This is a genomic window from Arthrobacter oryzae (genome assembly GCF_030812315.1).
In the GTDB taxonomy this organism is placed as follows: domain Bacteria; phylum Actinomycetota; class Actinomycetes; order Actinomycetales; family Micrococcaceae; genus Arthrobacter; species Arthrobacter oryzae_B.
The window spans coordinates 440,607-462,296 of sequence record NZ_JAUSSM010000002.1 but is presented as its reverse complement, the minus strand read 5'-3'; the positions used below and the strand labels follow the sequence as shown (position 1 = coordinate 462,296).

Annotated in this window: 18 protein-coding genes; 11 read left to right on the top strand and 7 right to left on the bottom strand. The window is 66.0% G+C overall.

The genetic code is table 11. The annotated features are described in order from the left end of the window. Positions 1-32: 32 nt before the first annotated feature. From J2S97_RS05590 to J2S97_RS05575, 4 genes are all read right to left on the bottom strand, one after another. Positions 33-1,109, bottom strand: a complete 1,077-nt coding sequence (locus J2S97_RS05590; RefSeq protein WP_307047330.1) for a glycosyltransferase family 4 protein — start codon at positions 1,107-1,109, stop codon at positions 33-35. After that, the gene (locus J2S97_RS05585) at positions 1,106-2,035 is read right to left on the bottom strand and encodes an alpha/beta fold hydrolase (RefSeq protein ID WP_307047328.1); all 930 of its coding nucleotides are present in this window, start codon (positions 2,033-2,035) and stop codon (positions 1,106-1,108) included. Before J2S97_RS05585 ends, J2S97_RS05590 begins: the two co-directional genes overlap by 4 nt. Positions 2,036-2,046: 11 nt before the next feature. Then, entirely contained in the window at positions 2,047-2,922 is an 876-nt protein-coding gene (locus tag J2S97_RS05580; protein ID WP_307047327.1) for an aldo/keto reductase, read from the bottom strand. Between the two features lie 70 nt (positions 2,923-2,992). Beyond that, the gene (locus tag J2S97_RS05575) at positions 2,993-3,955 is read right to left on the bottom strand and encodes a sugar-binding transcriptional regulator (RefSeq protein WP_307047326.1); all 963 of its coding nucleotides are present in this window, start codon (positions 3,953-3,955) and stop codon (positions 2,993-2,995) included. 124 nt (positions 3,956-4,079) lie between these two features. On the opposite strand from J2S97_RS05575, the gene J2S97_RS05570 reads away from it, so the two are divergent. From J2S97_RS05570 to J2S97_RS05545, 6 genes are all read left to right on the top strand, one after another. Then, on the top strand, positions 4,080-5,891 hold the full coding sequence (locus J2S97_RS05570) for a glycerol-3-phosphate dehydrogenase/oxidase (RefSeq protein ID WP_307047324.1): 1,812 nt from the start codon (positions 4,080-4,082) through the stop codon (positions 5,889-5,891). A gap of 161 nt (positions 5,892-6,052) precedes the next feature. Beyond that, positions 6,053-6,802: an MIP/aquaporin family protein gene (locus tag J2S97_RS05565; RefSeq protein ID WP_307047322.1), complete on the top strand. Its 750-nt coding sequence runs from the start codon at positions 6,053-6,055 to the stop codon at positions 6,800-6,802. A gap of 61 nt (positions 6,803-6,863) precedes the next feature. Beyond that, positions 6,864-8,378 (top strand): glycerol kinase GlpK, encoded by a 1,515-nt coding sequence (gene glpK / locus J2S97_RS05560; protein WP_307047320.1) that lies wholly within the window; start codon positions 6,864-6,866, stop codon positions 8,376-8,378. Positions 8,379-8,734: 356 nt separating this feature from the next. Continuing rightward, on the top strand, positions 8,735-11,266 hold the full coding sequence (gene leuS / locus J2S97_RS05555; RefSeq protein WP_307047318.1) for a leucine--tRNA ligase: 2,532 nt from the start codon (positions 8,735-8,737) through the stop codon (positions 11,264-11,266). A gap of 67 nt (positions 11,267-11,333) precedes the next feature. Further along, a complete protein-coding gene (locus J2S97_RS05550) occupies positions 11,334-12,341 on the top strand; it encodes a DegV family protein (protein ID WP_307047316.1) in 1,008 nt (335 codons plus the stop codon). An 87-nt stretch (positions 12,342-12,428) separates the two neighbouring features. Further along, on the top strand, positions 12,429-12,614 hold the full coding sequence (locus J2S97_RS05545) for a hypothetical protein (protein WP_104172976.1): 186 nt from the start codon (positions 12,429-12,431) through the stop codon (positions 12,612-12,614). Between the two features lie 61 nt (positions 12,615-12,675). On the opposite strand, the gene J2S97_RS05540 is transcribed toward J2S97_RS05545, so the two are convergent. Beyond that, positions 12,676-13,104, bottom strand: coding sequence for a hypothetical protein (locus tag J2S97_RS05540; protein ID WP_307047314.1), 429 nt, complete (start codon positions 13,102-13,104; stop codon positions 12,676-12,678). A 219-nt stretch (positions 13,105-13,323) separates the two neighbouring features. Here J2S97_RS05540 and J2S97_RS05535 point away from each other — a divergent pair, with 219 nt between their 5' ends. From J2S97_RS05535 to holA, 3 genes are read left to right on the top strand one after another with little or no spacing between them, the layout of a single operon-like run. Beyond that, positions 13,324-14,262, top strand: coding sequence for a ComEA family DNA-binding protein (locus J2S97_RS05535; RefSeq protein ID WP_307047312.1), 939 nt, complete (start codon positions 13,324-13,326; stop codon positions 14,260-14,262). Further along, complete coding sequence (locus J2S97_RS05530) at positions 14,262-16,190, top strand: ComEC/Rec2 family competence protein (RefSeq protein ID WP_307047310.1); 1,929 nt, start codon at positions 14,262-14,264, stop codon at positions 16,188-16,190. The genes J2S97_RS05535 and J2S97_RS05530 overlap by 1 nt, the downstream gene beginning before the upstream one ends. After that, positions 16,124-17,137 carry a DNA polymerase III subunit delta gene (gene holA / locus J2S97_RS05525; protein ID WP_307047308.1) on the top strand — a complete coding sequence of 338 codons (1,014 nt, stop codon included), beginning with the start codon at positions 16,124-16,126 and terminating at the stop codon, positions 17,135-17,137. The genes J2S97_RS05530 and holA overlap by 67 nt, the downstream gene beginning before the upstream one ends. A 162-nt stretch (positions 17,138-17,299) precedes the next feature. On the opposite strand, the gene rpsT is transcribed toward holA, so the two are convergent. Together rpsT and J2S97_RS05515 are read right to left on the bottom strand one after the other, a co-directional pair. Then, positions 17,300-17,560 (bottom strand): 30S ribosomal protein S20, encoded by a 261-nt coding sequence (rpsT, locus tag J2S97_RS05520; RefSeq protein ID WP_104044023.1) that lies wholly within the window; start codon positions 17,558-17,560, stop codon positions 17,300-17,302. 199 nt (positions 17,561-17,759) lie between these two features. Next, positions 17,760-18,359, bottom strand: coding sequence for a type II toxin-antitoxin system PemK/MazF family toxin (locus J2S97_RS05515; protein ID WP_307047306.1), 600 nt, complete (start codon positions 18,357-18,359; stop codon positions 17,760-17,762). 193 nt (positions 18,360-18,552) lie between these two features. Here J2S97_RS05515 and lepA point away from each other — a divergent pair, with 193 nt between their 5' ends. Together lepA and hemW are read left to right on the top strand one after the other, a co-directional pair. Continuing rightward, entirely contained in the window at positions 18,553-20,406 is a 1,854-nt protein-coding gene (gene lepA / locus J2S97_RS05510; RefSeq protein WP_307047304.1) for a translation elongation factor 4, read from the top strand. A 36-nt stretch (positions 20,407-20,442) separates the two neighbouring features. Next, positions 20,443-21,672 (top strand): radical SAM family heme chaperone HemW, encoded by a 1,230-nt coding sequence (gene hemW, locus J2S97_RS05505; RefSeq protein WP_307047302.1) that lies wholly within the window; start codon positions 20,443-20,445, stop codon positions 21,670-21,672. Positions 21,673-21,690 lie beyond the last annotated feature (18 nt).

Below are 21,690 nucleotides of genomic sequence, written 5' to 3'. Positions count from 1 at the left end.
GTTCCAGCTGCGCGACACAGCCGTGGCCGGCCTCAGCGGCTGTTGATGCGGGCGGCCTCTTCAGCCAGCTGGACCAGTTGCCGGGCGGAGTGCGCCCAGCTGAATTCAGCCGCCCGCTCCACGGAACGCCGTGACTGCGCCTTCCACACGTCCGGCTGCTCGAGCCGCCGGACGGCCTCGGTGAACTCCGACGGGGAATCCGGATGGACATAGCTGACGGCGTTATGGCCCACTTCGCGGAAAATCGGAATGTCGCTGGCGATGACAGGGGTGCCGTGGGACATCGCCTCCACCAGGGGGAGGCCGTAGCCCTCCGCACGGGACAGGCTGATCAACGCGGTTGTCCGGGCCAGCAACTCCTCGTACTCCGCGTCGGTCACGCCGTTGTGGAACACGATATTGGCCCCGTCGGGCACCAGGGCCTCCAGTTCCAACCGGCGCTGCGGAGTAATGCGGCTCAGGAGGTGAAGGGTCATGTCGGGCAGTTCGGCCATTCCCCGGACCATGGTTTCCACGTTCTTGTACGGCATGAAGGAACCCATGTAGAGGAGCGTTTTGTCCGCCCCGGCACCGGGGTCGCGCGGAGTATGGCCGTGCTGCGGCGCGTTGCCCACAATCCGGACCGGCCGCCTGGTGAGGCTGTGCTTCGCGATCAGGGCCTCGGTGGTGTGGCTGATGGTTGCCACCACATCAGCGCGGTTCAGGAGCATCCGTTGCGGCCAGTAGGCCTTATGGTAGAGGCGCCAGAGCAGCCGGACGGGCGCAGGCAGGAACCCCGGCGGGGCAGGGTGCTCGTAATAGATCAGGTCGTGCAGGGTCAGCACCAGGCCGTATTTCCGGCCAAACGTCCCCATCGTCTGCATCGGGCACACCACGACGTCGGCGCCCAGCTTGTTGACCTTTGCTGCCACAAACAGTTCTGCAGGGGAGAGCGGGCTGTTGATCAGCGTGTAGGGGACGTCCGGCAGCAGGGCGAGCTGCCGGGGATCGCTGATGAGCATCGAGACGTCCGCAATCTTGGCCGTCGCCGCGATCAGGCTGGCGCCATACCGGCTGATGCCGTCGTGGTGGTCCAGGCGGGTGAAACGGGCGTCGATAATGATTTTCACGCGGGATGGTCCTTCAGGAAGCGTCTGATGAAGCCGGCGGCCGGTTCGGGGGTCTCGTAATGAATGAGATGCCCGACGCCGGGAATGACGTGGAGGGTGGCGTCAGGCAGGAGGGCCGCCAGTTTGTGCTGGTCCGGCAGCATTGCGATTTCATCCTTTTCCCCGGCGACCAGCAGCACCGGCAGGGCGAGCTTCGGGGCAACTTCGGAGACGTTGCTGCCGACGGACGCCTTGAAGGATTCAAGCAGGCTGTCCCGGTTGGCGAAGGCGGAGAAATAGGCGTTGTGCTGCCCGTGGATGAACCGCAGGAGCTGCCTGTCCCGGGTCTTTGCCATGGCTACGCTCATGACCCTGACGATGAGCCGGCTGCGGAGCAGGTACAAGCCCAGGGCACGGGGAAGCCTGGCGGAAGCCTCGTAGTAGAGGACAGCCAGTTTGGTCATGACGCCCTTGGGCCCTTCAAGGGCCGGTGCTGCGATCGGGTTGATGAGGATGAGCGGGAAGACGGCGCGGGGGTTGGCCGCCACGAAATGGCTGGCAATGATCGATCCGAAGGAGTGTCCCAGCAGCACCGTTTCCGGCCCAAGGCCCAGGGCGGCCATGAAGTCGCTGATGAACTGTCCGTACCGCGGGACGCTGTGCCCGCCGTCGGCAAACGCATCCGAGCTGCCGAAGCCCGGGAGATCGGGCATGATGAGGCGCATGTCGGACAGCTGGTCCGCAATCCTGAGCAGGCCGTGGTGGTCGCCGCGGAAGCCGTGGACCACCAAGATGGTTCTGGTTTCAGGCGTCACGCGCACAGGCTCGTACACCCAGTAGTCGACATTGCAGCCCTGCAGATCCAAGCTGCCGGCCCGCGTCCTGGCATCGAGCTGCCCGCTGAAGAGGGGCGGGGCCTGTGCCGGGCCCGTGTCCACTTGTTCCATGGTTTCGAATCCTAGTTGACGTTGTCCGGGTGGGAGCCTGTGCGGTGGCCGCGTTCCAGGCCGGCCAGGGCGGCCATGTCATCGGCGTCCAGGGTGAACCCGAAGACGTCCAGGTTCTCCCGGATCCGGCCGTAGGAGCTGGCTTTCGGGATCACCACGTTGCCTAGCTGCACGTGCCATCTCAGGATGATCTGGGCCGCGGTCCGGCGGTGCGCCGCTGCGAGTTCCAGCACCACCGGATCCTCAAGCACCTGGCCCCGGCCCAGCGGGCTCCACGCCTCGGTCCGGACGCCAAGCCGGTCGTGCAGCCGGCGGAGTTCTTCCTGTTGGAGCCAGGGGTGGAGTTCAATCTGGTTCACGGCGGGGATCACTTCAGCGTGCTCGAGCAGGTGCTCCAGATGGGCGGGCTGGAAGTTGGAGACCCCGATCGCCCGGATCCTGCCCTCGCGGTACAGGGTCTCCATGGCCCGGTAGCTTTCGGTGAAGAGCCCGCGGCGGGCGCATGGCCAATGTATGAGGTAGAGGTCAACGTATTCCATGCCCAGGTTGGACATGGATGTGTCAAAGGCGCGCATCGTGGCGTCATAGCCATGGTCGTCGTTCCACACCTTTGTGGTGACGAACAGGTTCTCGCGGGAGAGTGCCGGGGATGCCTCGCCGGAGCCTCCGCCGGCTCCCGGGCCAGCGAACCCGGACAGCGCGCCGATGGCCTTGCCTACCCCGGTTTCATTGCCGTACATGGACGCGGTGTCGAAGTGCCGGTAGCCGGCTTCGAGGGCCATGGTCACGAGGCCGGCCGCTTCGGCCGGGGGAACCTTATAGAGCCCGAAGCCCAGCTGGTCGATCAGCACACCGTTGTTGAGGCTTAGCCGGGGCGAGTTTTTCATAGCACTGACTCTACCGACTCGGGGCCGCGCCCTCCCGGCGGACAGGCCGTCGGGCGGTAAAGCGGCGACGTCAGGACAGTCCGTCAAAACTGACCAGGCGGCGGGCCATGGCTTCATCGAGTATCAGGTCCGTGGCCAGCCCGGCGGCGAGCGCGCCGCGCAGTCCGTTGATCTTTGACGCCCCCGAGACGACGCAGATCCGGCGCCGGACCTGCCGCAACTGTGCAAGTGCGGGACCGGTGGACCGTTCGTTGAGCGTGATGCCGTCGGAGGACCCGTCACCCCGGAAAAACACGGTCGCGACGTCACCCACCACGTCTGAGCTGGCCAAAATGTTCAGGTCGTTCTCGTCGAGGTAGCCGCCGGCATAGACGTGGCTGGGGTAGTCGGCGTCCACGGAGCCCACGCCAAAGATGGCGATGCTCATGCGTGACTGGAGTTCTAGAATGCGCTGGACGCTGCGTTCATTCCACATGGCTGTCTTGGTGGCGGCGTGGTCGAAGAAGGCCGGAACCGGAAACTGCTCAACGCGCGCACCGTAGGCGCTGCCGAACCTGCGCATGATGTCACTCGCGTAGGTAATGCCGGTGGTCTGCATGTTGCCGGCGCCGTTGAGTTGGACGATCACGCTGTCGTGGGTGATCTTGCGGGTGAGGTGCCTGCTGACGGCGCTGAGCGTGGATCCCCAGGCGACGCCAATGATGGCGTTGGAGTCAACCAGCGGCCCGATGGTCCGTGCAGCCTGCATGGCCACTCTGTCAAGGGTCTCCGCCTCATTCAATGTGTCAACGACCGGAACGACGTGGACATCCACCCCATATTGCGCGCGGATCATGTGCTCCAGTTCCGGGCCGGTGTCGAGCGGGTTGCGGATCTGGATCTGGACCAGGCCGGTCTCCCTGGCAGCCGAAAGTAGGCGTGAAACCGTGGATCTGGAGGTCCGGAGCTCCCTGGCTATGGCGTCCATCGTGAGGTCCTGCAGGTAGTACAGTTGTGCAGCTCTGAGGGCTTCTGAGTGGCGTGAGCGCGGCATTCCGGTTCCGTCCTGCACGTTTGTGCATAGTGCTTGACTCCATTTTCCATTACTCCAAACAATAGTGGTGAACGGCGCCGCGCTGTGAGGCGCGCCGCACAGACCAAACCCCAAAGGAGCAGTTTTGGGAACCAAGGATTCATCCGGCCATCCGGCCTCCACTCGCCAGCGGGAATCGGTGCAAAGCCTGCGCCGGCGTCCCCGCGCCCAAGTCCTGATCATCGGTGGCGGGATCAACGGCGTAGGTACTTTCCGCGATCTGGCACTGCAGGGAGTGGATGTTGCCCTCGTCGAACGGGGGGACTACTGCCAGGGGGCCAGCGGCGCATCGTCGCACATGATCCACGGCGGAATCCGGTATCTGGAAAACGGTGAATTCCGGCTGGTCCAGGAGTCCGTCGTCGAACGCAACAGGCTCCTGCGCATCGCTCCCCACTACGTCAAGCCGCTCCAGACCACCATCCCCATCTTCAGCACCTTCTCGGGTGTTCTCTCGGCGCCGCTGCGGTTCCTGACCCACAAGCAGCAGGGCAAGCCGAAGGAACGCGGAGCCTTCCTCATCAAGCTGGGCCTGAGCATGTACGACTTCTTCTCCCGCGACGGCGGCACCGTTCCACGCCACCAGTTCCGCGGCCGCAAGCGCGCCCTGGCCGAGCTGCCCCGGCTGCACCCGGGCATCAAGTACGCGGCCACGTACTTCGATGCCTCGGTCCACAACCCGGAGCGCCTCACCCTGGATGTGCTGCAGGACGGGGAGAAAGCGGGGACGGCCGGCCCCAGCGATGCACGGGCCAGCAACTACGTTTCGCTGGTGTCCACGGGAGGAGCGGCCGGGACCCGGACCGGCTCCACCGGCGGCAGTACAGTCCAGCTGCGCGACGAACTCAGCGGAGAGGTCTTCGACTTCACAGCTGACGTCATCGTCAACACCACGGGCGCATGGGTGGACCTGACCAACGAGGCCATGGGCGCCGCGTCCACGTTCATGGGCGGCACCAAGGGCTCGCACATCGTGCTGGACCACCCCGAACTCCTCGGGGCCTGCAACGGCCGCGAGATCTTCTTCGAACACACCGACGGCCGGATCGTCCTCATCTACCCGATGGGGGACCGCGTCCTCGTGGGAACCACCGACGTCGACGCTGACATGGCAGAGGACGCCGTGTGCACCGACGCCGAGATTGAGTACTTCTTCGACCTGATCGGCCACGTCTTCCCGGACATCGCCGTGGGCCGGGAGCAGATTGTCTACACCTTTTCCGGTGTCCGCCCGCTGCCTAAGCACGATGCCACCCAGCCGGGCTTCGTCAGCAGGGACTACAGGATTGAACGCCGCGCCTCCACGGCCGGCGGACCGGCAGCGGCCGCCGGCGGCAGCGGCGCCGTCGTACTCAGCCTCGTCGGCGGCAAGTGGACCACGTTCCGCGCGCTGGCCGAACACCTGACGAATGACGTGCTGAAGGAACTGGGCCTGGAACGGAAAATCTCGACGGCGAAGCTCGCCATCGGTGGCGGCGCCGGGTTCCCGGACACCCAGGCCGGTGTCCAGCAGTGGATCAAGGCCCACATGTACGGCGGCCGCGGCGCCGACCGGATTTCCGGGCTGCTGACGCGCTACGGAACCCGCGCCGAGGAGGTCCTGGACTTCCTCGATGCCGGCCCGGACCGGCTCCTGCACTCCACGCGGGAACTCAGTGTCCGCGAACTGGAATTCATGGCCACAAACGAACAGGTGGGACACCTCATCGACGTCTTGATCCGGCGCACTTCCTTGGCCTTCCGCGGCCTGGTGACGGGCGAACTCCTCAACGAGGTGGCCGACGTCCTCGCTGGTCCGCTGGACTGGGACGCCGCCACCCGGGCCGCCGAAATCCACTATGCCCAGGAGGTGCTTGAACGCTTCCACGGCGTCCAGGTCCACAGCCTGGTCGCTTAACAGGCTTGCGTGCCCGGGCAGTGATGCCCGGGCGCAAGGGCTGCGCGGTTCCGCTGGAGCAGCAGCCGGCGCAGCAGCCGGCCGGCATTGCAACAACATTGCCGGCCCAACAGCCCTTCAAACTCGCGAAGGGCTGACAACAGAAAATAGAGGAGTCAAAGATGTCTCTTGGAATTGTTTTTCTTTCCGAAGTGTTCGGAACCGGGATGCTGACATTGTTGGGTTGCGGCGTGGTGGCAAACGTCGCGCTCAAGGGCACCAAGGGCAACAACGGCGGATTCCTAATGGTCACATGGGGGTGGGGCATCGCAGTCTTCGCCGGCGTCTACGTCGCCGCCCGGTCCGGCGCGCACCTGAACCCCGCCGTCACCCTGGGCCTGCTGATCAACGGAAAAGCGGAGTATGCTCCCGGCGTCAGTGTCGACTTCGCCTCCACGCTGACTTACTTCGGTGGTGAATTCCTGGGCGCGTTCCTGGGCGCAGTGGTCATGTGGCTTGCCCACAAGCAGCACTTTGACGCCGAACCGGCGCCCGCCAGCAAGCTTGCCGTGTTCTCCACCGGCCCGGCCATCCGTTCCACCCCCTGGAACCTGATCACCGAGATCATCGGCACGTTCGTGCTCGTCTTCGTCATCCTGACGTTCGGCGGCACGCCATCCGGCCTCGGTCCGCTCGCAGTGGCCCTGCTGGTTGTCGGCATCGGCGTATCCCTCGGCGGTCCCACCGGCTACGCCATCAACCCCGCCCGTGACCTTGGCCCCCGCATCGCGCACGCACTGCTCCCCATCAAGGGCAAGGGTTCCAGCGACTGGAGTTACTCCTGGATCCCGGTTGTCGGGCCGCTTGTCGGCGGTACCCTGGCCGGCGTCGTCGCAGCAGTAGTGCCGATCATCGTCACGGCAGCTTCCTGATCCCCGCTCCGCAGACCAACACACTGACCAAGCCCTTCACACAACAGACAAGGACGTCAACATGAACCAGTACGTAATCGCCATCGACCAGGGCACCACCAGCACGCGCGCCATCGTCTTCGACCACAGCGGCAGCATCGTCTCCTCCGGACAGATGGAACACGAGCAGATCTTCCCGCAGGCCGGCTGGGTGGAGCATGACCCCGCTGAAATCTGGGACAACACCCGAGAGGTCATCGGTTCGGCCCTGTCCAAGGCGAACCTGACACGGCACGACATCGCCGCCGTTGGCATCACCAACCAGCGCGAAACAGCCGTTGTATGGGACAAGACCACGGGCAAGGCCGTCTACAACGCCATCGTCTGGCAGGACACCCGGACCCAGGGCATCGTCGATGAACTGGCCAAGGATGGCGGCCCTGAGCGTTTCAAGCAGAAGGTGGGCCTGCCGCTGGCCACCTACTTCTCCGGCACCAAGATCAAGTGGATCCTGGACAACGTGGAAGGCGCCCGGGAAAAGGCAGAGGCCGGCGACCTGGTCTTTGGCAACACCGACTGCTGGGTGCTGTGGAACCTCACCGGCGGAGTGGACGGCGGCGTGCACGTCACCGACGTCACCAACGCCTCGAGGACCATGTTCATGGACCTCGAAACGCTGTCCTGGGACCAGGAAATCCTGGATGCCTTCGGCGTTCCGGCCTCCATGATGCCCGCCATCAAGTCCTCCTCCGAGGTCTACGGCAACGTCCACACCTCCCAACTGCTGCGCGAGGTGCCGGTGTCCGGCATCCTCGGTGACCAGCAGGCGGCCACGTTCGGCCAGGCGGCGTTTGAAGCCGGCGAAGCCAAGAACACCTACGGAACAGGCTGCTTCCTGATCTTCAACACAGGAGAGGAAATCGTCCACTCCAAGAACGGGCTCCTCACCACCGTGGGCTACAAGCTCGGGGATGCTGCACCGCACTACGCGCTGGAAGGTTCGATCGCCGTCACCGGATCCCTCATCCAGTGGCTGCGGGACAACCTCGGCCTGATCAGCAGCGCCCCGGAGGTGGAGACGCTCGCCGCCGCGGTCAAGGACAACGGCGGAGTCTACATCGTGCCGGCGTTCTCGGGACTGTTCGCACCGTACTGGCGTTCCGACGCCCGCGGCGCCATCGTGGGCCTGACCCGCTTCGTGAACAGGAACCACATCGCCCGTGCGGCGCTGGAGGCCACCGCCTTCCAGACCCGTGAGGTGCTTGACGCCGTCAACGCGGACTCCGGTGTTCCGCTGACCGAGTTGAAGGTCGACGGCGGCATGGTCGCCAACGATGCGCTCATGCAGTTCCAGGCGGACATCCTGGGCGTTCCGGTGATCCGGCCCAAGGTTGTGGAGACCACCGCCCTCGGTGCCGCCTATGCGGCCGGCCTGGCCGTCGGATTCTGGAAGGACCTGGGGGAGTGCTCGGCCAACTGGTCCGAGGACAAGCGCTGGGAACCCAAGCTGGACCAAGCTGAGCAGGACCGTCAGATGCGTCTCTGGAGGAAGGCAGTCACGAAGTCCATGGACTGGGTCGACGAGGACGTGAAGTAGACCGCAACCTCTGACGAGGGAGGCCGCACCCGCCCTGCCCGCTTCGCGGTGCCCACCACACCCTGGCGGGGTGCGGCCTCCCTCTCTGTTGTGTGCTTACTTCAGCCGCTCGTGGCGACTTACGTTTAAGGGAAGGTGCGGGTGCGCTAAAGTAGTTCTATGCGTGCGATCCCTCTGCTTAGCTAGCCGCCCGGTATCCCGACCAAATACGGATTGCCGAGCGGCCGCCCCTCCATGTCGAGGGGCTTTTGTGTGTCTGGGGTTCTCTCCCGGCCGCAAGCAGGGGATCAGGAGGCCGGGGCGGGACAGGACGCCAGGGCCGTACGAAAAGCGGTACAGAACAGAAGAGGGCAGCAGTGAGCGTTCAGCCGGAGACAGAGACCGGAACAGCAACAGTCGCGACGGACGGCCCCGAGGAGGGCACCTACAGCTTCGCCGCGATGGAAGCCAAATGGCCGCAGGTGTGGGAAGACCTCAAGGTGTTCACCCCTGTCGATGACGGCTCGCGCGAGCGCCGCTACGTCCTCGACATGTTCCCCTACCCCTCCGGCGACCTGCACATGGGCCACGCCGAAGCGTTTGCCATGGGTGACGTCGTCGCGCGTTACCTGCGCCAGAAGGGTTACGACGTCCTGCACCCGATCGGCTGGGACTCCTTCGGCCTGCCCGCGGAGAACGCCGCCATCAAGCGCAACGCGCACCCCAGCGAGTGGACCTACGCAAACATCGACACGCAGGCGGCGTCCTTCAAGCGCTACGCCATCTCGGCGGACTGGTCACGGCGCCTGCACACCTCGGACCCGGAGTACTACCGCTGGACCCAGTGGCTGTTCAAGCGCTTCTACGAGCGCGGCCTGGCGTACCGCAAGGATTCCCCGGTCAACTGGTGCCCCAAGGACCAGACGGTGCTGGCCAACGAACAGGTGGTCAACGGTGCATGCGAACGCTGCGGCACGCCCGTGACCAAGAAGTCCCTTAACCAGTGGTACTTCAAGATCACCGAATACGCCGACCGCCTGCTGGATGACATGGACGAACTGCGCGGCCACTGGCCCGAGCGCGTCCTGGCCATGCAGAAGAACTGGATCGGCCGGTCCGAGGGTGCCCACGTCAACTTCGTCATCGAAGCCGACGGCGGCAAGCCCACCAAGGACGTCACCGTCTTCACCACGCGGCCGGACACCCTGTACGGCGCAACCTTCTTCGTGGTGGCGGCCGACGCGCCACTGGCTGTGGAGCTGGTCACGGACGAGCACGCCGCAGCCCTGGATGCCTACCGCGAACAGGTCAAGGCGCTCTCCGAAATTGAACGCCAGTCCACCGAACGGGAGAAGACCGGCGTCTTCACCGGGCGGTACGCCGTCAACCCCCTGAACGGCGAGAAGCTGCCGGTCTGGGCGGCGGACTACGTGCTCGCGGACTACGGCACTGGCGCCATCATGGCCGTCCCTGCCCACGACCAGCGCGACCTCGACTTCGCCAAGACCTTCGACCTGCCCGTCCGCGCTGTGCTGGACACGGGCGAAGACGACCCCGCGGTCTCCGGCACGGCCACGGCCGGCGAAGGCACGCTGATCAACTCGGGTGTGCTCGACGGGCTGCCCAAGGCGGAGGCCATCCCGGCCGCGATCGAAATGCTGGAGAAGCAGGGCACAGGCGAAAAGTTCGTCAACTTCCGGTTGCGCGACTGGCTGCTCAGCCGCCAGCGGTTCTGGGGCACCCCGATCCCGATCATCCACTGCCCCGCCTGCGGTGAGGTTCCCGTCCCTGACGAGCAGCTGCCGGTCACCCTGCCGGCTGACCTGCGCGGCGAAGACCTTTCGCCGAAGGGCACCTCGCCGCTGGCCGCCGCCGAGGCGTGGGTCAACGTCGAGTGCCCCAACTGCCACGGCCCCGCCAAACGCGACACCGACACCATGGACACCTTCGTGGATTCGTCCTGGTACTTCCTGCGGTTCGTTTCCCCGCAGTACACCGGCGGCCCGTTCGACCCGGAGAAGATCAACGACTGGATGCCGGTTGGGCAGTACGTGGGCGGCGTGGAGCACGCCATCCTGCACCTGCTGTATGCACGGTTCTTCACCAAGGTCATCCACGACCTGGGCATGATCGACGCCGACGAGCCGTTCAGCGCCCTGCTCAACCAGGGTCAGGTCCTCAACGGCGGTAAGGCCATGAGCAAGTCGCTGGGCAACGGTGTTGACCTCGGCGAGCAGCTGGACAAGTTCGGTGTGGATGCCGTCCGCCTGACAATGATCTTCGCCTCCCCGCCGGAGGACGACGTCGACTGGGCGGATGTCTCCCCATCGGGCTCCGCGAAATTCCTGGCCCGTGCGTGGCGGCTGGCGCAGGACGTCACCAGCGCTCCCGGAACGGACGCCGCCCAGGGAGACCGGGCGCTGCGCTCCGTTACCCACCGCACTATCGCGGACGCCGCCACTCTGCTGGACAGCAACAAGTTCAACGTGGTGGTGGCCAAGCTTATGGAGCTGGTCAACGCAACCCGCAAGACCATAGATGCAGCCTCCGGGGCGGGCGGGGCGGATCCCGCCGTACGCGAAGCAGCCGAAGCCGTCGCAGTCATCCTCAGCCTCTTCGCGCCCTACACGGCCGAGGACATGTGGAACGTGCTGGGGCACCCCGCGTCCGTGGCCAACGCCGGCTGGCCCGAGCATGACGAAGCGCTCCTGGTGCAGGAGAAAGTGACTGCCGTGGTCCAGGTCCAGGGCAAGGTCCGCGACCGCCTCGAGGTCTCGCCGGAGATCGGCGAGGACGAGCTGCGGGAACTGGCCCTCGCGTCGACGAACGTGGAGCGCGCCCTCGACGGGCGGGGCATCCGCACGGTCATCGTGCGTGCCCCTAAACTGGTCAACATCGTCCCGGCCTAGCCGGGGCACCGGCCGCCAGTCATACTGGCGGCCGGCCATGATGTAACCGGAACAGCAGGGGGACGCCGTGAACGACCGGGAGCCGGCCGGCTGGCCGTGGCTGAGGGAGCGGCTCGTCCGCCTGCGACAGGTCTCCCGACAGGGAGTTGCGCCGGAAGCAGTGGTGCCGGCCGCCGTCGTGCGCACCGCGGTGGTCACCGACTCCGCAGCCGCACTTCCCGCCGACTGGGTCAGGGACTTCACGGCCGACGGCCGGCTAACCGTAGTTCCCATGCCCGTGATGGTGGGCGAGGAGATCTACGGCGAAGGTGAAGACGACATCACCGACACGATCGCAGTGGCGCTGGCTACCGGGATGCCCGTCAAAACGTCACGGCCTTCGCCGGGCCAATTCGAGCAGGCTTATCATGCAGCACGGCGCCGCGGCTTCGAAGCCGTGGTCTCCATCCATATCTCCGGAGCCCTTTCCGGCACTGCCGACTCCGCCAGACTCGCTGCATCACGCGTCGGGATCCCCGTCGAAGTGCTCGATTCGAAAACCGTGGGCATGGCGCTGGGCATGGCCGTGCAAAGCGCGGTGGTAGCCGCTGCAGACGGCCGCCCGGCAGCGGAAGTCCGCGCTTTTGCCGAAGAGCGGCTGGCCCGCACCAAAGTGTATTTCTACGTTCCCAGCCTGGAGCAGTTGCGCCGCGGCGGCCGGATCGGAGCAGCGGCATCCCTGTGGGGAACAGTGTTTGCCATCAAGCCGATCCTCGCCGTGGATGACGGGAAGATCGTCCCGCTGGAGAAGGTCAGGTCGGCGGCGCGGGCGGTGGCCCGCCTCGAGGAAATCGTGGTTGAGGACGCCGCAGCGCGGCCTTCGGGCCAGGCCCGGCTGGCGGTCCACCACTTCGGCAACCCTGGCGAAGCCGCCGAACTCGCTGGCCGGCTGGCCGCGGCACTCCCGGAGGCACCCCCGGCCCAGATCAGTTCGCTCCCTGCAGTGCTTGCCGCACACGCGGGACTGGGAGTGCTGGCCGTGATCGTCGGGGAGAGCAGCACACCGGCGAGGGATCCGGTGGACGGCGCCGGCTGACCGACTCTGCTGGAGCCGGCCGTCAGCCGCCACTGGTTCAATCCCGGCGCTGGTAGTACAGTCTCCCCACCGGACAAGGAGGCTCCCATGTCAATGCAGGTCCACCACGTTGCGCAGTTCGACAAGGACGTGTCGGAAGAAGTGACCAACTGGTTGAAGTATCTCAAGGGCCAGGTGACGAGCGTCCAGTTCCTGACCACGACGGTTCCCGATCCCAAGGCCCCGGAGGCCTGGCGGGTCCAGTACGAGGCCTACATCACATACCAGAAGTAGCCAACAGCACTGATTGGCCCGCTTGGGCCCGTTGGATGGGGAACGTCCCCGCCCTGGCAGTTCAGGGGGTGCAGGTCACCGTGTCGCGGTTGTAACGGCCCTTGTCGAGGACGCTGATGCTGTCAGACACGAAGGTGCAGGAGGCGCCGTCGGGGAAGGCGAAGACGCTGGTCGCGTTGGTCTTGATGACGTTGGGCTCGTAGAACCAGGGGCTTTCGTAATAGGCGAACACGCTGACGAACTTGTGGTCGTTGTCCACGGTGAGGGGTTCGCCGTCGGGGGAGGTCTGGGTGGACACCACCTGGCCGCTTCCCTGGAAGACAGCGACTCCGCTTGGCGTCCGCACCTCGATGTGCCGTTCGGTGCCGGCCTGGCAAAACGTCCAGCCGGAGACCTCATCCGTGATGCACGACGAGACTTCCGTGAACTGGGTTCCTTCGCTGCTTGCCGCGTGTGCCGGCACCGCGCCGGATGCAAGGATGAGCACCACGCCCACTCCACAACCGGAAAAAAGCACAGACCTTTTTGGCATCTTGACCGCCCCCATCGCTCAGACCTTCCTCCGGTTTTCGGAGGCAGGGCAAAATCGTAAGGCGCGGAGTCCCGCGTGGTCAATATGTAAATTCAATGGTGAAACTGCTGGTGCCGGCTGTCCACATACCGTAATCCGCGCGGTCTGTTCTCTGTCCCGCTCTCCTAACGTGGGGGTATGTCACGCCGGAACGCGGAAGCGGGAGCACCTGCCGCGGCCAGCCGTGCAAGGCGCCGCCTGACGGCCTCCCTTGGGCCGGCCGGGGGCGGTGATGGCGGTGACGGGCAAGGGCGCGGCGACGCAGCATCCCGCCCGGGCCTGTTGGAGCATGGCAACGGAGTGAGCAGCGGGCGGCCGTTTAGGTACGACGGCGGCGCGCAACCCGCCCGCGAGGAAACTGACTCCCCTTCCGACGGCGGCACGCACGGACCCTCGAGAGTCAGGTGGCGCACCGGGTTGCGCGTCGCGGTCCTGCTGGGCATGCTGAGTCTGCTCCTGGGCGGCTGGTTCTGGTGGGACGTCGCGGAGAGCAGTCCCCGTGAAGTGCCGCTGAGCGAGGTCACCAGCGCGGAGGCGCGCGGGCAGCCTGAGGAAGGTGCCGCCGGACCGCCGGGAGGGCCCAGCGATTCCGCGGCAGGAGCGCAGGCTTCGGGTGGCCCGTCCGGGGCAAAAATAGTGGTCCACGTAGCCGGGGCCGTCAACAGGGCCGGTGTCGTGGAACTGCCGGAAGGCAGCCGGACCCACGAGGCCATCGCCGCAGCCGGAGGCAGCGCTGCCGGGGCGGACCTGAACCGCTTGAACCTTGCGGCGGTCCTGACTGACGGTCAGAAAATCCACGTGCCGCTGATAGGAGATCCGGACCCGCCCGGCACTGCTCCCGGGGAAGGCGGAGCAGGCTCCGACAACCCGGGACCGGACGGCGACAGGATCGACTTGAACTCGGCGTCGGTGGAAGAGCTGGGGGCATTGCCGCGGGTGGGCCCCGTCCTTGCCCAGCGCATCGTCGACTGGCGCAAGGAGCACGGGCGGTTCAGCACAGTGGAGGAACTCGACGCCGTGGACGGTGTCGGACCCAAGATGCTGGAGACGCTGCTGCCACTCGTACGGGTGTCCTGATGGGCAGGCCCAGTCCGTGGCAACGCTTCGTCGACTCAGCTGTCCGGGCCGACGATCAAATACCGGGGCAGGCTCCGGCCGGACCGGCGGACGGCTTGCCCACTACGCCCGCCTTGCCGGCGCTGCTGGCCGCACGCCTCATTCCCGCCCTGGCGGACAGGTCGCAGGCAGCAGGCAGGCACGCCGGGGGCAAGCGCACTGCGGCCGGAACCGGGGACAGGCCACGGCGCCGGACTGACTTGCGCCTCGCCCCTCCTGCCCTTCTCGCCTGGGTGGCTGCCGTCGCCGGAGTATGGCTGCCGCCGGCGGCGCTGAGCGTTGTGGTTGGCGGCCTGCTCTTTATCGCGGCCGCGCTGCTGATTGTGATCCGACGCCGGCGCCGGGCAGGAGGGGAGGGGCGAGTGCAACGGAGCTTCCTGACCACCCTCATCATTGCACTGGCGCTGGCGGCAGTCATCGCGTCCCACTCGGCGGTAGCCGCTTCGCAAAAGCACGGCGGTCCCGTTGCCGCAGCCGTTTCGTCCCGTTCCGCCGTCGTGATCGAAGCGGAGGTCACGGGACCGCCGCGCCAGCTCAAGTCTCCTGGCCCTGCCGGGGCGGACCGCTGGGCGGTTCCGGCCACCGCGTTCGCGATCATCGCCACGGGTGACCTGATCCGTGGGGACGTCCAATTGCTGATCATGGGCGGTGCTGATTGGCAGTACGTGGTGCCCGGCCAGCGGATCCGGACCACGGGCAAGCTGAGGCCTGCCGAAGAAGGCCAGACGCAGGCCGGAATCCTGGCCGCCAGCACCGGTCCGGCCACCACGGTTGCCCCTTCGGGATGGCAGGAGGGGCCCGCCGCGCTGCGCACCGGATTGTCCGCTGCCGCGGAATGGATCGGCGGCGATGCGCGGGGCCTGCTGCCCGGAATGGTGACGGGTGACACTGGCTTGCTGGATGAACAGCTTGAAGGCGCCATGAAAACAGTCGGTATGACCCACCTGACAGCAGTAAGCGGGGCCAACTGCAGCCTGATCCTAGGCGCATTGCTGTTGGCTGCCCGGACTGTTCGCCTGCCCCGGGCGCCCGCTGCTGCGGCTGCCCTCACTGGGCTGGCGCTGTTCGTCCTGATGGTGGACCCGGATGCCAGCGTCCTCCGCGCCGCGCTCATGGGGGCGATCGGGCTGGTATCCCTGTCCGGTGGCCGGACCGGACGCGGACTGAGCTTCCTTTGTCTTGCAGTGATAGGACTCCTAATGGCTGATCCTTCACTGGGGACCAGCTTCAGCTTCCTCCTGTCCGTGCTTGCAACGCTTGGCATCGTGGTGGCCGGACCGCGGATCATGGAGTGGCTTCCGCCGGTTGTTCCGCGCTGGCTGGCCGCCGGACTCGCGGTTCCCCTTTCCGCCCAGCTGTTCTGCGGCCCGGTGATCGTCCTGCTGCAGCCCCAGTTTTCGTCCTTCGCGCTGTTGGCGAACATGGTGGCTGCGCCGCTCGTCGCGCCGGTAACCATACTTGGCACCGCTGCCGTCCCTTTGGTGCCGCTGGCCCCGTGGGCGGCCGTCGTTCCCATAGCGGTGGCGGGGGCCTGCGCCGCCGGAGTCGCCGGAGTCGCCAGATTCTTCTCTGCCCTGCCGGGCGCCTCCCTGCCCTGGCCCGAGGGGCCGTTCGGTGCAGCCACCATGGTGTTGCTGTCCGCCTGCACCCTGCTCGTACTGTGGCTCTTTCTGCACCCGCGGGCCGTGTGGAGACTGGTCCTGGCTGCGCATCGAAAGACCATCGATTTTCTGGACTTCTGGCCGCCGTTTCCTGGCTTGGATGAGCACCGCCGCCGTGGGAGGCTTAGAGGTATTAATCCGATTTCCGGGAGGAACCAAGAGTGGCCGCTGCGCAAAAAGCACGACCCAAGCCGGCGACGTCAGCGACGGCCACCTGGCGCGATGTGACCCCTGCCCGTGTGGTGCTGATCGGCGGGCCGGAGGAGTACCTCGGCATCCGTGCCATGGACCGCATCAGGTCACAGGTCCGCGCGGCTGAACCCGATGTGGAAATCACCAGACTCAATGCAGGGAGCTACGAACCAGGGTCCCTCGCCATGAACGTCAGCCCGTCGCTGTTCGGGGAATCCAAGCTCATCGAAGTCGAATCCGCGGAGGCAATGAATGACGCCTTCCTCGCAGACGCCCTCAAATACCTCGCGAACCCCGAACCCGATGCTGTCCTGGTGGTGCGCCACGGCGGCGGGGTCCGGGGCAAGAAGCTGCTCGATGCCATCAAGTCCGCCGGTTGGCCGGTGGTCGATTGCCAGCCCCTCAAAAAGGACGCGGACAAGTCGGCGTTCGTCGCCGCGGAATTCAAGGCGGCCTCGCGGCGGATCGAGCCGGAGGCCGTCCACGCCTTGGTGAATGCGGTGGGCGCCAGTCTTTCGGAACTCGCCGCGGCCTGCAGCCAGCTCATCGCGGACGCAGCCACGGCCGTTGATACGGACATGGTGGACCGGTACTACGGGGGCCGGATCGAGGCGACGGCGTTCAAAGTCGCTGACGCCGCGCTGGCCGGCAACGGGCCGCTCGCTCTTTCCACCCTTCGGCACGCCCTCGCAACCGGAGCGGATCCTGTGCCGCTCGTGGCTGCACTGGCCGCAAAACTTAGGACTGTCGCCAAGGTGGCCGGGGCACAGGGGTCCTCGGCCCAGATCGCGCGGCAGCTTGGCATGCAGCCCTGGCTGGTGGAACAGGCGCAGCGTGACGTCCGTCGCTGGACGCCCGAGGGCCTGGTTCGCTCCATCCAGGTGACGGCTGAGGCGGATGCCCAGGTCAAGGGCCTCTCCCGCGATCCCGTTTACGCCGTGGAACACGCCGTCACCGTCATCGCAACGTCGGTCCGCCGCTAGCGTGTAGGGCGGCCCCGCCGTAGCTCTGTCGTCGAGCCACTCCCGCCGAAGCCGGTTCAGTGAACGGCGCCTCGCGAGAGGCGCACGCAGCCGTTAAATGGATGTGGCCGGCACCCCGAGGGGTGCCGGCCACGATCATCAGTTCAGTTGAACTGGAAAACCTTAGAGTGCGTTGACCTTCTTGGAGATCGCCGACTTGCGGTTTGCAGCGTTGTTCTTGTGAAGAACGCCCTTGCTGACAGCCTTATCCAGCTTTCGGCTTGCAGCAACCAGCGCAGTAGCAGCGGCATCCTTGTCGGTGGACTCAACGGCGGTGTTGACGGCGCGGATGGCCGTCTTCAGCTCGGACTTGACTGCGTTGTTGCGCAGGCGAGCCTTCTCGTTGGTGAGGATGCGCTTCTTCTGGGACTTGATATTAGCCACGTGTGAACTCTCTTTTTAATGCGGAAATGGTCTAGAGGGCTTTCAGGTTGGCCATTGACTGAGCGGCGTGGGGATACCTATGGCGGCCAACCATCAGTGGCCGTCGACCTGCACGGACACACAGCTGTCAATAGTAGCAGACACACTGCAATGCCGCTTGATCTCCGCTTGTCCCCCGCGACCCTGCGGCGGGGCGCCCTCAGCTCCAGCCGTGCAACTCGCGGAGCGCCGAGGAAACACTGTCAAAGCGCTTCCGGTCAAGGACGGCGCCTTCCCGGCGGATGTCGCCCGGCCTGATCTGGAGGATGCGGTCCAGTTTCGCTTCGCTGGGCCGGCGCTGCCGGTCCCAGCTGCCGGTACCGATGTCCACGTAGCTTTCGTCTTTGCGGCGGTCCTGATCGTGGTCCTTACTGGTGAGCATCAGCCCGAGCAGATACCGTCCGCGGCTCCCAATCAGCAGCACGGGCCGGTCCTTCCCCTGGGAGTGGTCCTCCTCATAGGGGACCCACGTCCACACCACCTCACCCGGTTCCGGCTTGCCGTTGGGGGAGGGGGCGTACTTCACGCACGTGACGCCCTTGAAGTCGCCGGGATATTTTCCGCTGATTCCGACGGCAGCCCCGCCGGCAGCCCCGTGCGGTTGCGGGGCGCTGCCCGGAGTTGGGCGAAGCGGGGTTGAGCCACCCTGCGTTCCGCGGGCTCGCGATTGATTGCCCGGATGATCCTTGGCCGGGCGCCCTTCCAGGAAACGAAGTGCGGCGCGTACGGCCTTGCCGAGGGAGCGTAGGTTCAGTGCCATGCTGCAACGATACTGCGACCGCCGGGGCAGACCTTTGTGGTGGTCACATGCCGGGCACGCAAACCCGGGCACGCAAACGATGCACTGACAGGCGGCCGGACGTGGGACACTAGAAGTCCACGTGCGGCAGGTCCCGCGATGACTTCGGCCATCCTGATCACAGCCGCGGAAATGCCAACAGTAAGGACCCTGCGTGTCTCCCATGGCCCGCACCGCCCCGGTGCCCGCCGCAACAGATCCGGCCATCATCCGGAACTTCTGCATCATTGCGCACATTGACCACGGTAAATCCACTCTGGCCGACCGCATGCTGCAGTACACCGGCGTCGTTAAGTCCCGCGACATGAAGGCCCAGTATCTGGACCGCATGGATATCGAACGTGAGCGCGGCATCACCATCAAGTCCCAGGCTGTCCGCATGCCCTGGGAAGTTGACGGCACGAGCTACGCCCTGAACATGATCGACACCCCCGGCCACGTCGACTTCACCTACGAGGTCTCCCGTTCGCTTGCTGCCTGCGAGGGCGCAGTGCTGCTTGTGGACGCGGCCCAGGGCATCGAGGCCCAGACCCTCGCCAACCTGTACCTGGCCATGGAGAACAACCTCACCATCATTCCGGTCCTGAACAAGATCGACCTTCCCGCGGCCCAGCCCGAGAAGTACGCGGCGGAGCTCGCCAGCCTGATCGGCGGCGACCCGGACGAGGTGCTGCGCGTCTCCGGTAAGACCGGCGCCGGCGTCGAGGTCCTCCTGGACAAGATCGTGCGCGACCTGCCCGCCCCGGTGGGCGACGCCAACGCTCCAGCCCGTGCCATGATTTTCGACTCCGTGTACGACACGTACCGCGGTGTGGTCACCTACGTCCGCGTTGTTGACGGCATGCTGCACCCGCGTGAGCGGATCCAGATGATGTCCACCCGCGCCACGCACGAACTCCTCGAAATCGGCGTGAGCTCCCCGGAACCCACGCCATCCAAGGGCCTAGGTGTCGGCGAGGTGGGCTACCTGATCACCGGTGTGAAGGACGTCCGCCAGTCCAAGGTGGGCGACACCGTCACCAACCTGGCCAAGCCTGCCGCAAAGTCCCTGCCGGGCTATGCGGATGCCAAGCCGATGGTCTTCTCCGGCCTCTACCCGCTGGACGGCACCGACTACCCGGTGCTCCGCGATGCGCTGGAGAAGCTGATGCTCAACGACGCCGCACTCATTTACGAGCCGGAAACCTCGGCCGCCCTGGGCTTCGGCTTCCGTGTGGGCTTCCTGGGACTGCTGCACCTCGAAATCACCCGTGAACGGCTCGAACGAGAGTACAACCTGGACCTGATCTCCACAGCCCCCAACGTGGAATACGAGGTGACACTGGAGGACAAGAAGGTTGTCCATGTCACCAACCCCAGCGAATACCCCACCGGCAAGGTCGCCGAGGTCCGGGAGCCGATGGTGTCCGCCACCATCCTGGCGCCGAACGACTTTGTCGGAGCCATCATGGAACTGTGCCAGAGCCGCCGCGGCGTTATGGGCGGCATGGACTACCTGTCCGAGGACCGGGTGGAAATCCGGTACCGCCTGCCGCTGGCCGAAATCGTCTTCGACTTCTTCGACATCCTCAAGTCCAAGACCCGCGGCTATGGCTCGCTTGACTGGAAGGCCGACGGCGACCAGGTTGCCGACCTGGTGAAGGTTGACATCATGCTCCAGGGCGAACAGGTGGATGCCTTCAGCGCCATCACGCACCGGGACAAGGCCTACGCCTACGGTGTGATGATGACCGGCAAGCTGCGCGAGCTCATCCCCCGCCAGCAGTTCGAGGTTCCCATCCAGGCCGCCATCGGCTCCCGGATCATCGCCCGTGAAAGCATCCGCGCCATCCGCAAGGACGTCCTGGCCAAATGCTACGGCGGCGATATCTCCCGTAAGCGCAAACTTCTGGAAAAGCAGAAGGAAGGCAAGAAGCGCATGAAGATGGTGGGCCGCGTGGAAGTGCCGCAGGAGGCGTTCATCGCAGCCCTCACCACGGACGAATCCAAGGACAAGGCCAAGAAGTAGTGATGACCGTGGCCCAAACCTCCGGAGGCCGCAGCAATGCCTAGCGTCCTACCCCTCGGCGACCCCGCGCCGTCGGACGGCCTGCTTCCCGCGCAGGCTGCCGACGGCGCTGCCGGCAGGGGATTCGGGCTGTACGTCCACATCCCCTTCTGCGCTGTCCGCTGCGGCTACTGCGACTTCAATACCTACACGGCCACGGAACTCGGCGGCGGGGCGTCCCAGGACGCCTATGCCTCCACGGCCATCGCCGAGGTCGAGTTTGCCGCCAAGGCACTGAAAGCCAGCGGACTGCCTGACCGCCGGCTGGGCACGGTCTTTTTCGGCGGGGGCACGCCCACGCTGCTGCCCGCCGAGGACCTGGCCCGCATCCTCACGGCGTCGGTAAGGGAATGGGGGCTGGAGCCCGGAGCCGAAGTCACCACCGAAGCCAATCCGGATTCGGTAACCCCGGAGTCCCTCCAGCTGCTGGCTGACGCAGGCTTCACGCGTGTGTCCTTCGGCATGCAGTCCGCCGTCCCGCATGTGCTGAAGGTGCTCGACCGCACTCACACGCCCAGCCGCGTGCCGCAGGTGGTGCAGTGGGCGCGGGACGCGGGCCTCGCGGTCAGCCTGGACCTCATCTACGGCACCCCGGGCGAGTCCCTGGAGGACTGGCGGTACTCACTCGAAACCGCCCTGTCCTACGGGCCGGACCACATCAGTGCCTACGCGCTGATTGTGGAGGACGGCACCAAGCTGGCCGCCCAGATCCGCCGCGGCGAAGTTCCCGGAATCGACGACGACGACCATGCCGACAAGTACGAACTCGCGGACGAACTCATCAGCGCCGCCGGCCTCGGCTGGTACGAGGTCAGCAACTGGTCGCGCACCCCGGAGCAGGCCTGCCGGCACAACCTGGCTTACTGGCGGGGCGATGACTGGTGGGGGATCGGCCCCGGCGCGCATTCGCACGTCGGCGGAGTCCGCTGGTGGAACGTTAAGCACCCCACCGCCTACGCGGGCAGGCTCGCCGGCGGCGCGTCGCCGGCAGCAGGCAGGGAAACGCTCGACGCCGAAACCCGGAACGTTGAGCGGGTCATGCTGGAAGCCAGGCTCAGTAGCGGCCTCGAGGTTGCCGCGCTGGGAATGTCGGGACGGCACGCCGTCGCAGGGCTGATCGCCGATGGCCTGGTGGACCCCGCCCTGGCGTTCAAGGGCCGGCTCGTCCTCACGCTCAAAGGCAGGCTCCTCGCCGACGCCGTGGTCAGAAGGATCCTCCCGGACTGAACCTGCCGGGCCCGGTCC

Excerpts from the sequence above, each read along its gene's own strand:
- J2S97_RS05585 (WP_307047328.1), bottom strand. The coding sequence starts at position 2,035 with ATGGAACAAGTGGACACGGGCCCGGCACAGGCCCCGCCCCTCTTCAGC.
- J2S97_RS05580 (WP_307047327.1), bottom strand. The coding sequence starts at position 2,922 with ATGAAAAACTCGCCCCGGCTAAGCCTCAACAACGGTGTGCTGATCGAC.
- J2S97_RS05575 (WP_307047326.1), bottom strand. The coding sequence starts at position 3,955 with ATGCCGCGCTCACGCCACTCAGAAGCCCTCAGAGCTGCACAACTGTAC.
- J2S97_RS05565 (WP_307047322.1), top strand. The coding sequence starts at position 6,053 with ATGTCTCTTGGAATTGTTTTTCTTTCCGAAGTGTTCGGAACCGGGATG.
- glpK (WP_307047320.1), top strand. The coding sequence starts at position 6,864 with ATGAACCAGTACGTAATCGCCATCGACCAGGGCACCACCAGCACGCGC.
- J2S97_RS05545 (WP_104172976.1), top strand. The coding sequence starts at position 12,429 with ATGTCAATGCAGGTCCACCACGTTGCGCAGTTCGACAAGGACGTGTCG.
- J2S97_RS05535 (WP_307047312.1), top strand. The coding sequence starts at position 13,324 with ATGTCACGCCGGAACGCGGAAGCGGGAGCACCTGCCGCGGCCAGCCGT.
- J2S97_RS05530 (WP_307047310.1), top strand. The coding sequence starts at position 14,262 with ATGGGCAGGCCCAGTCCGTGGCAACGCTTCGTCGACTCAGCTGTCCGG.
- J2S97_RS05515 (WP_307047306.1), bottom strand. The coding sequence starts at position 18,359 with ATGGCACTGAACCTACGCTCCCTCGGCAAGGCCGTACGCGCCGCACTT.
- hemW (WP_307047302.1), top strand. The coding sequence starts at position 20,443 with ATGCCTAGCGTCCTACCCCTCGGCGACCCCGCGCCGTCGGACGGCCTG.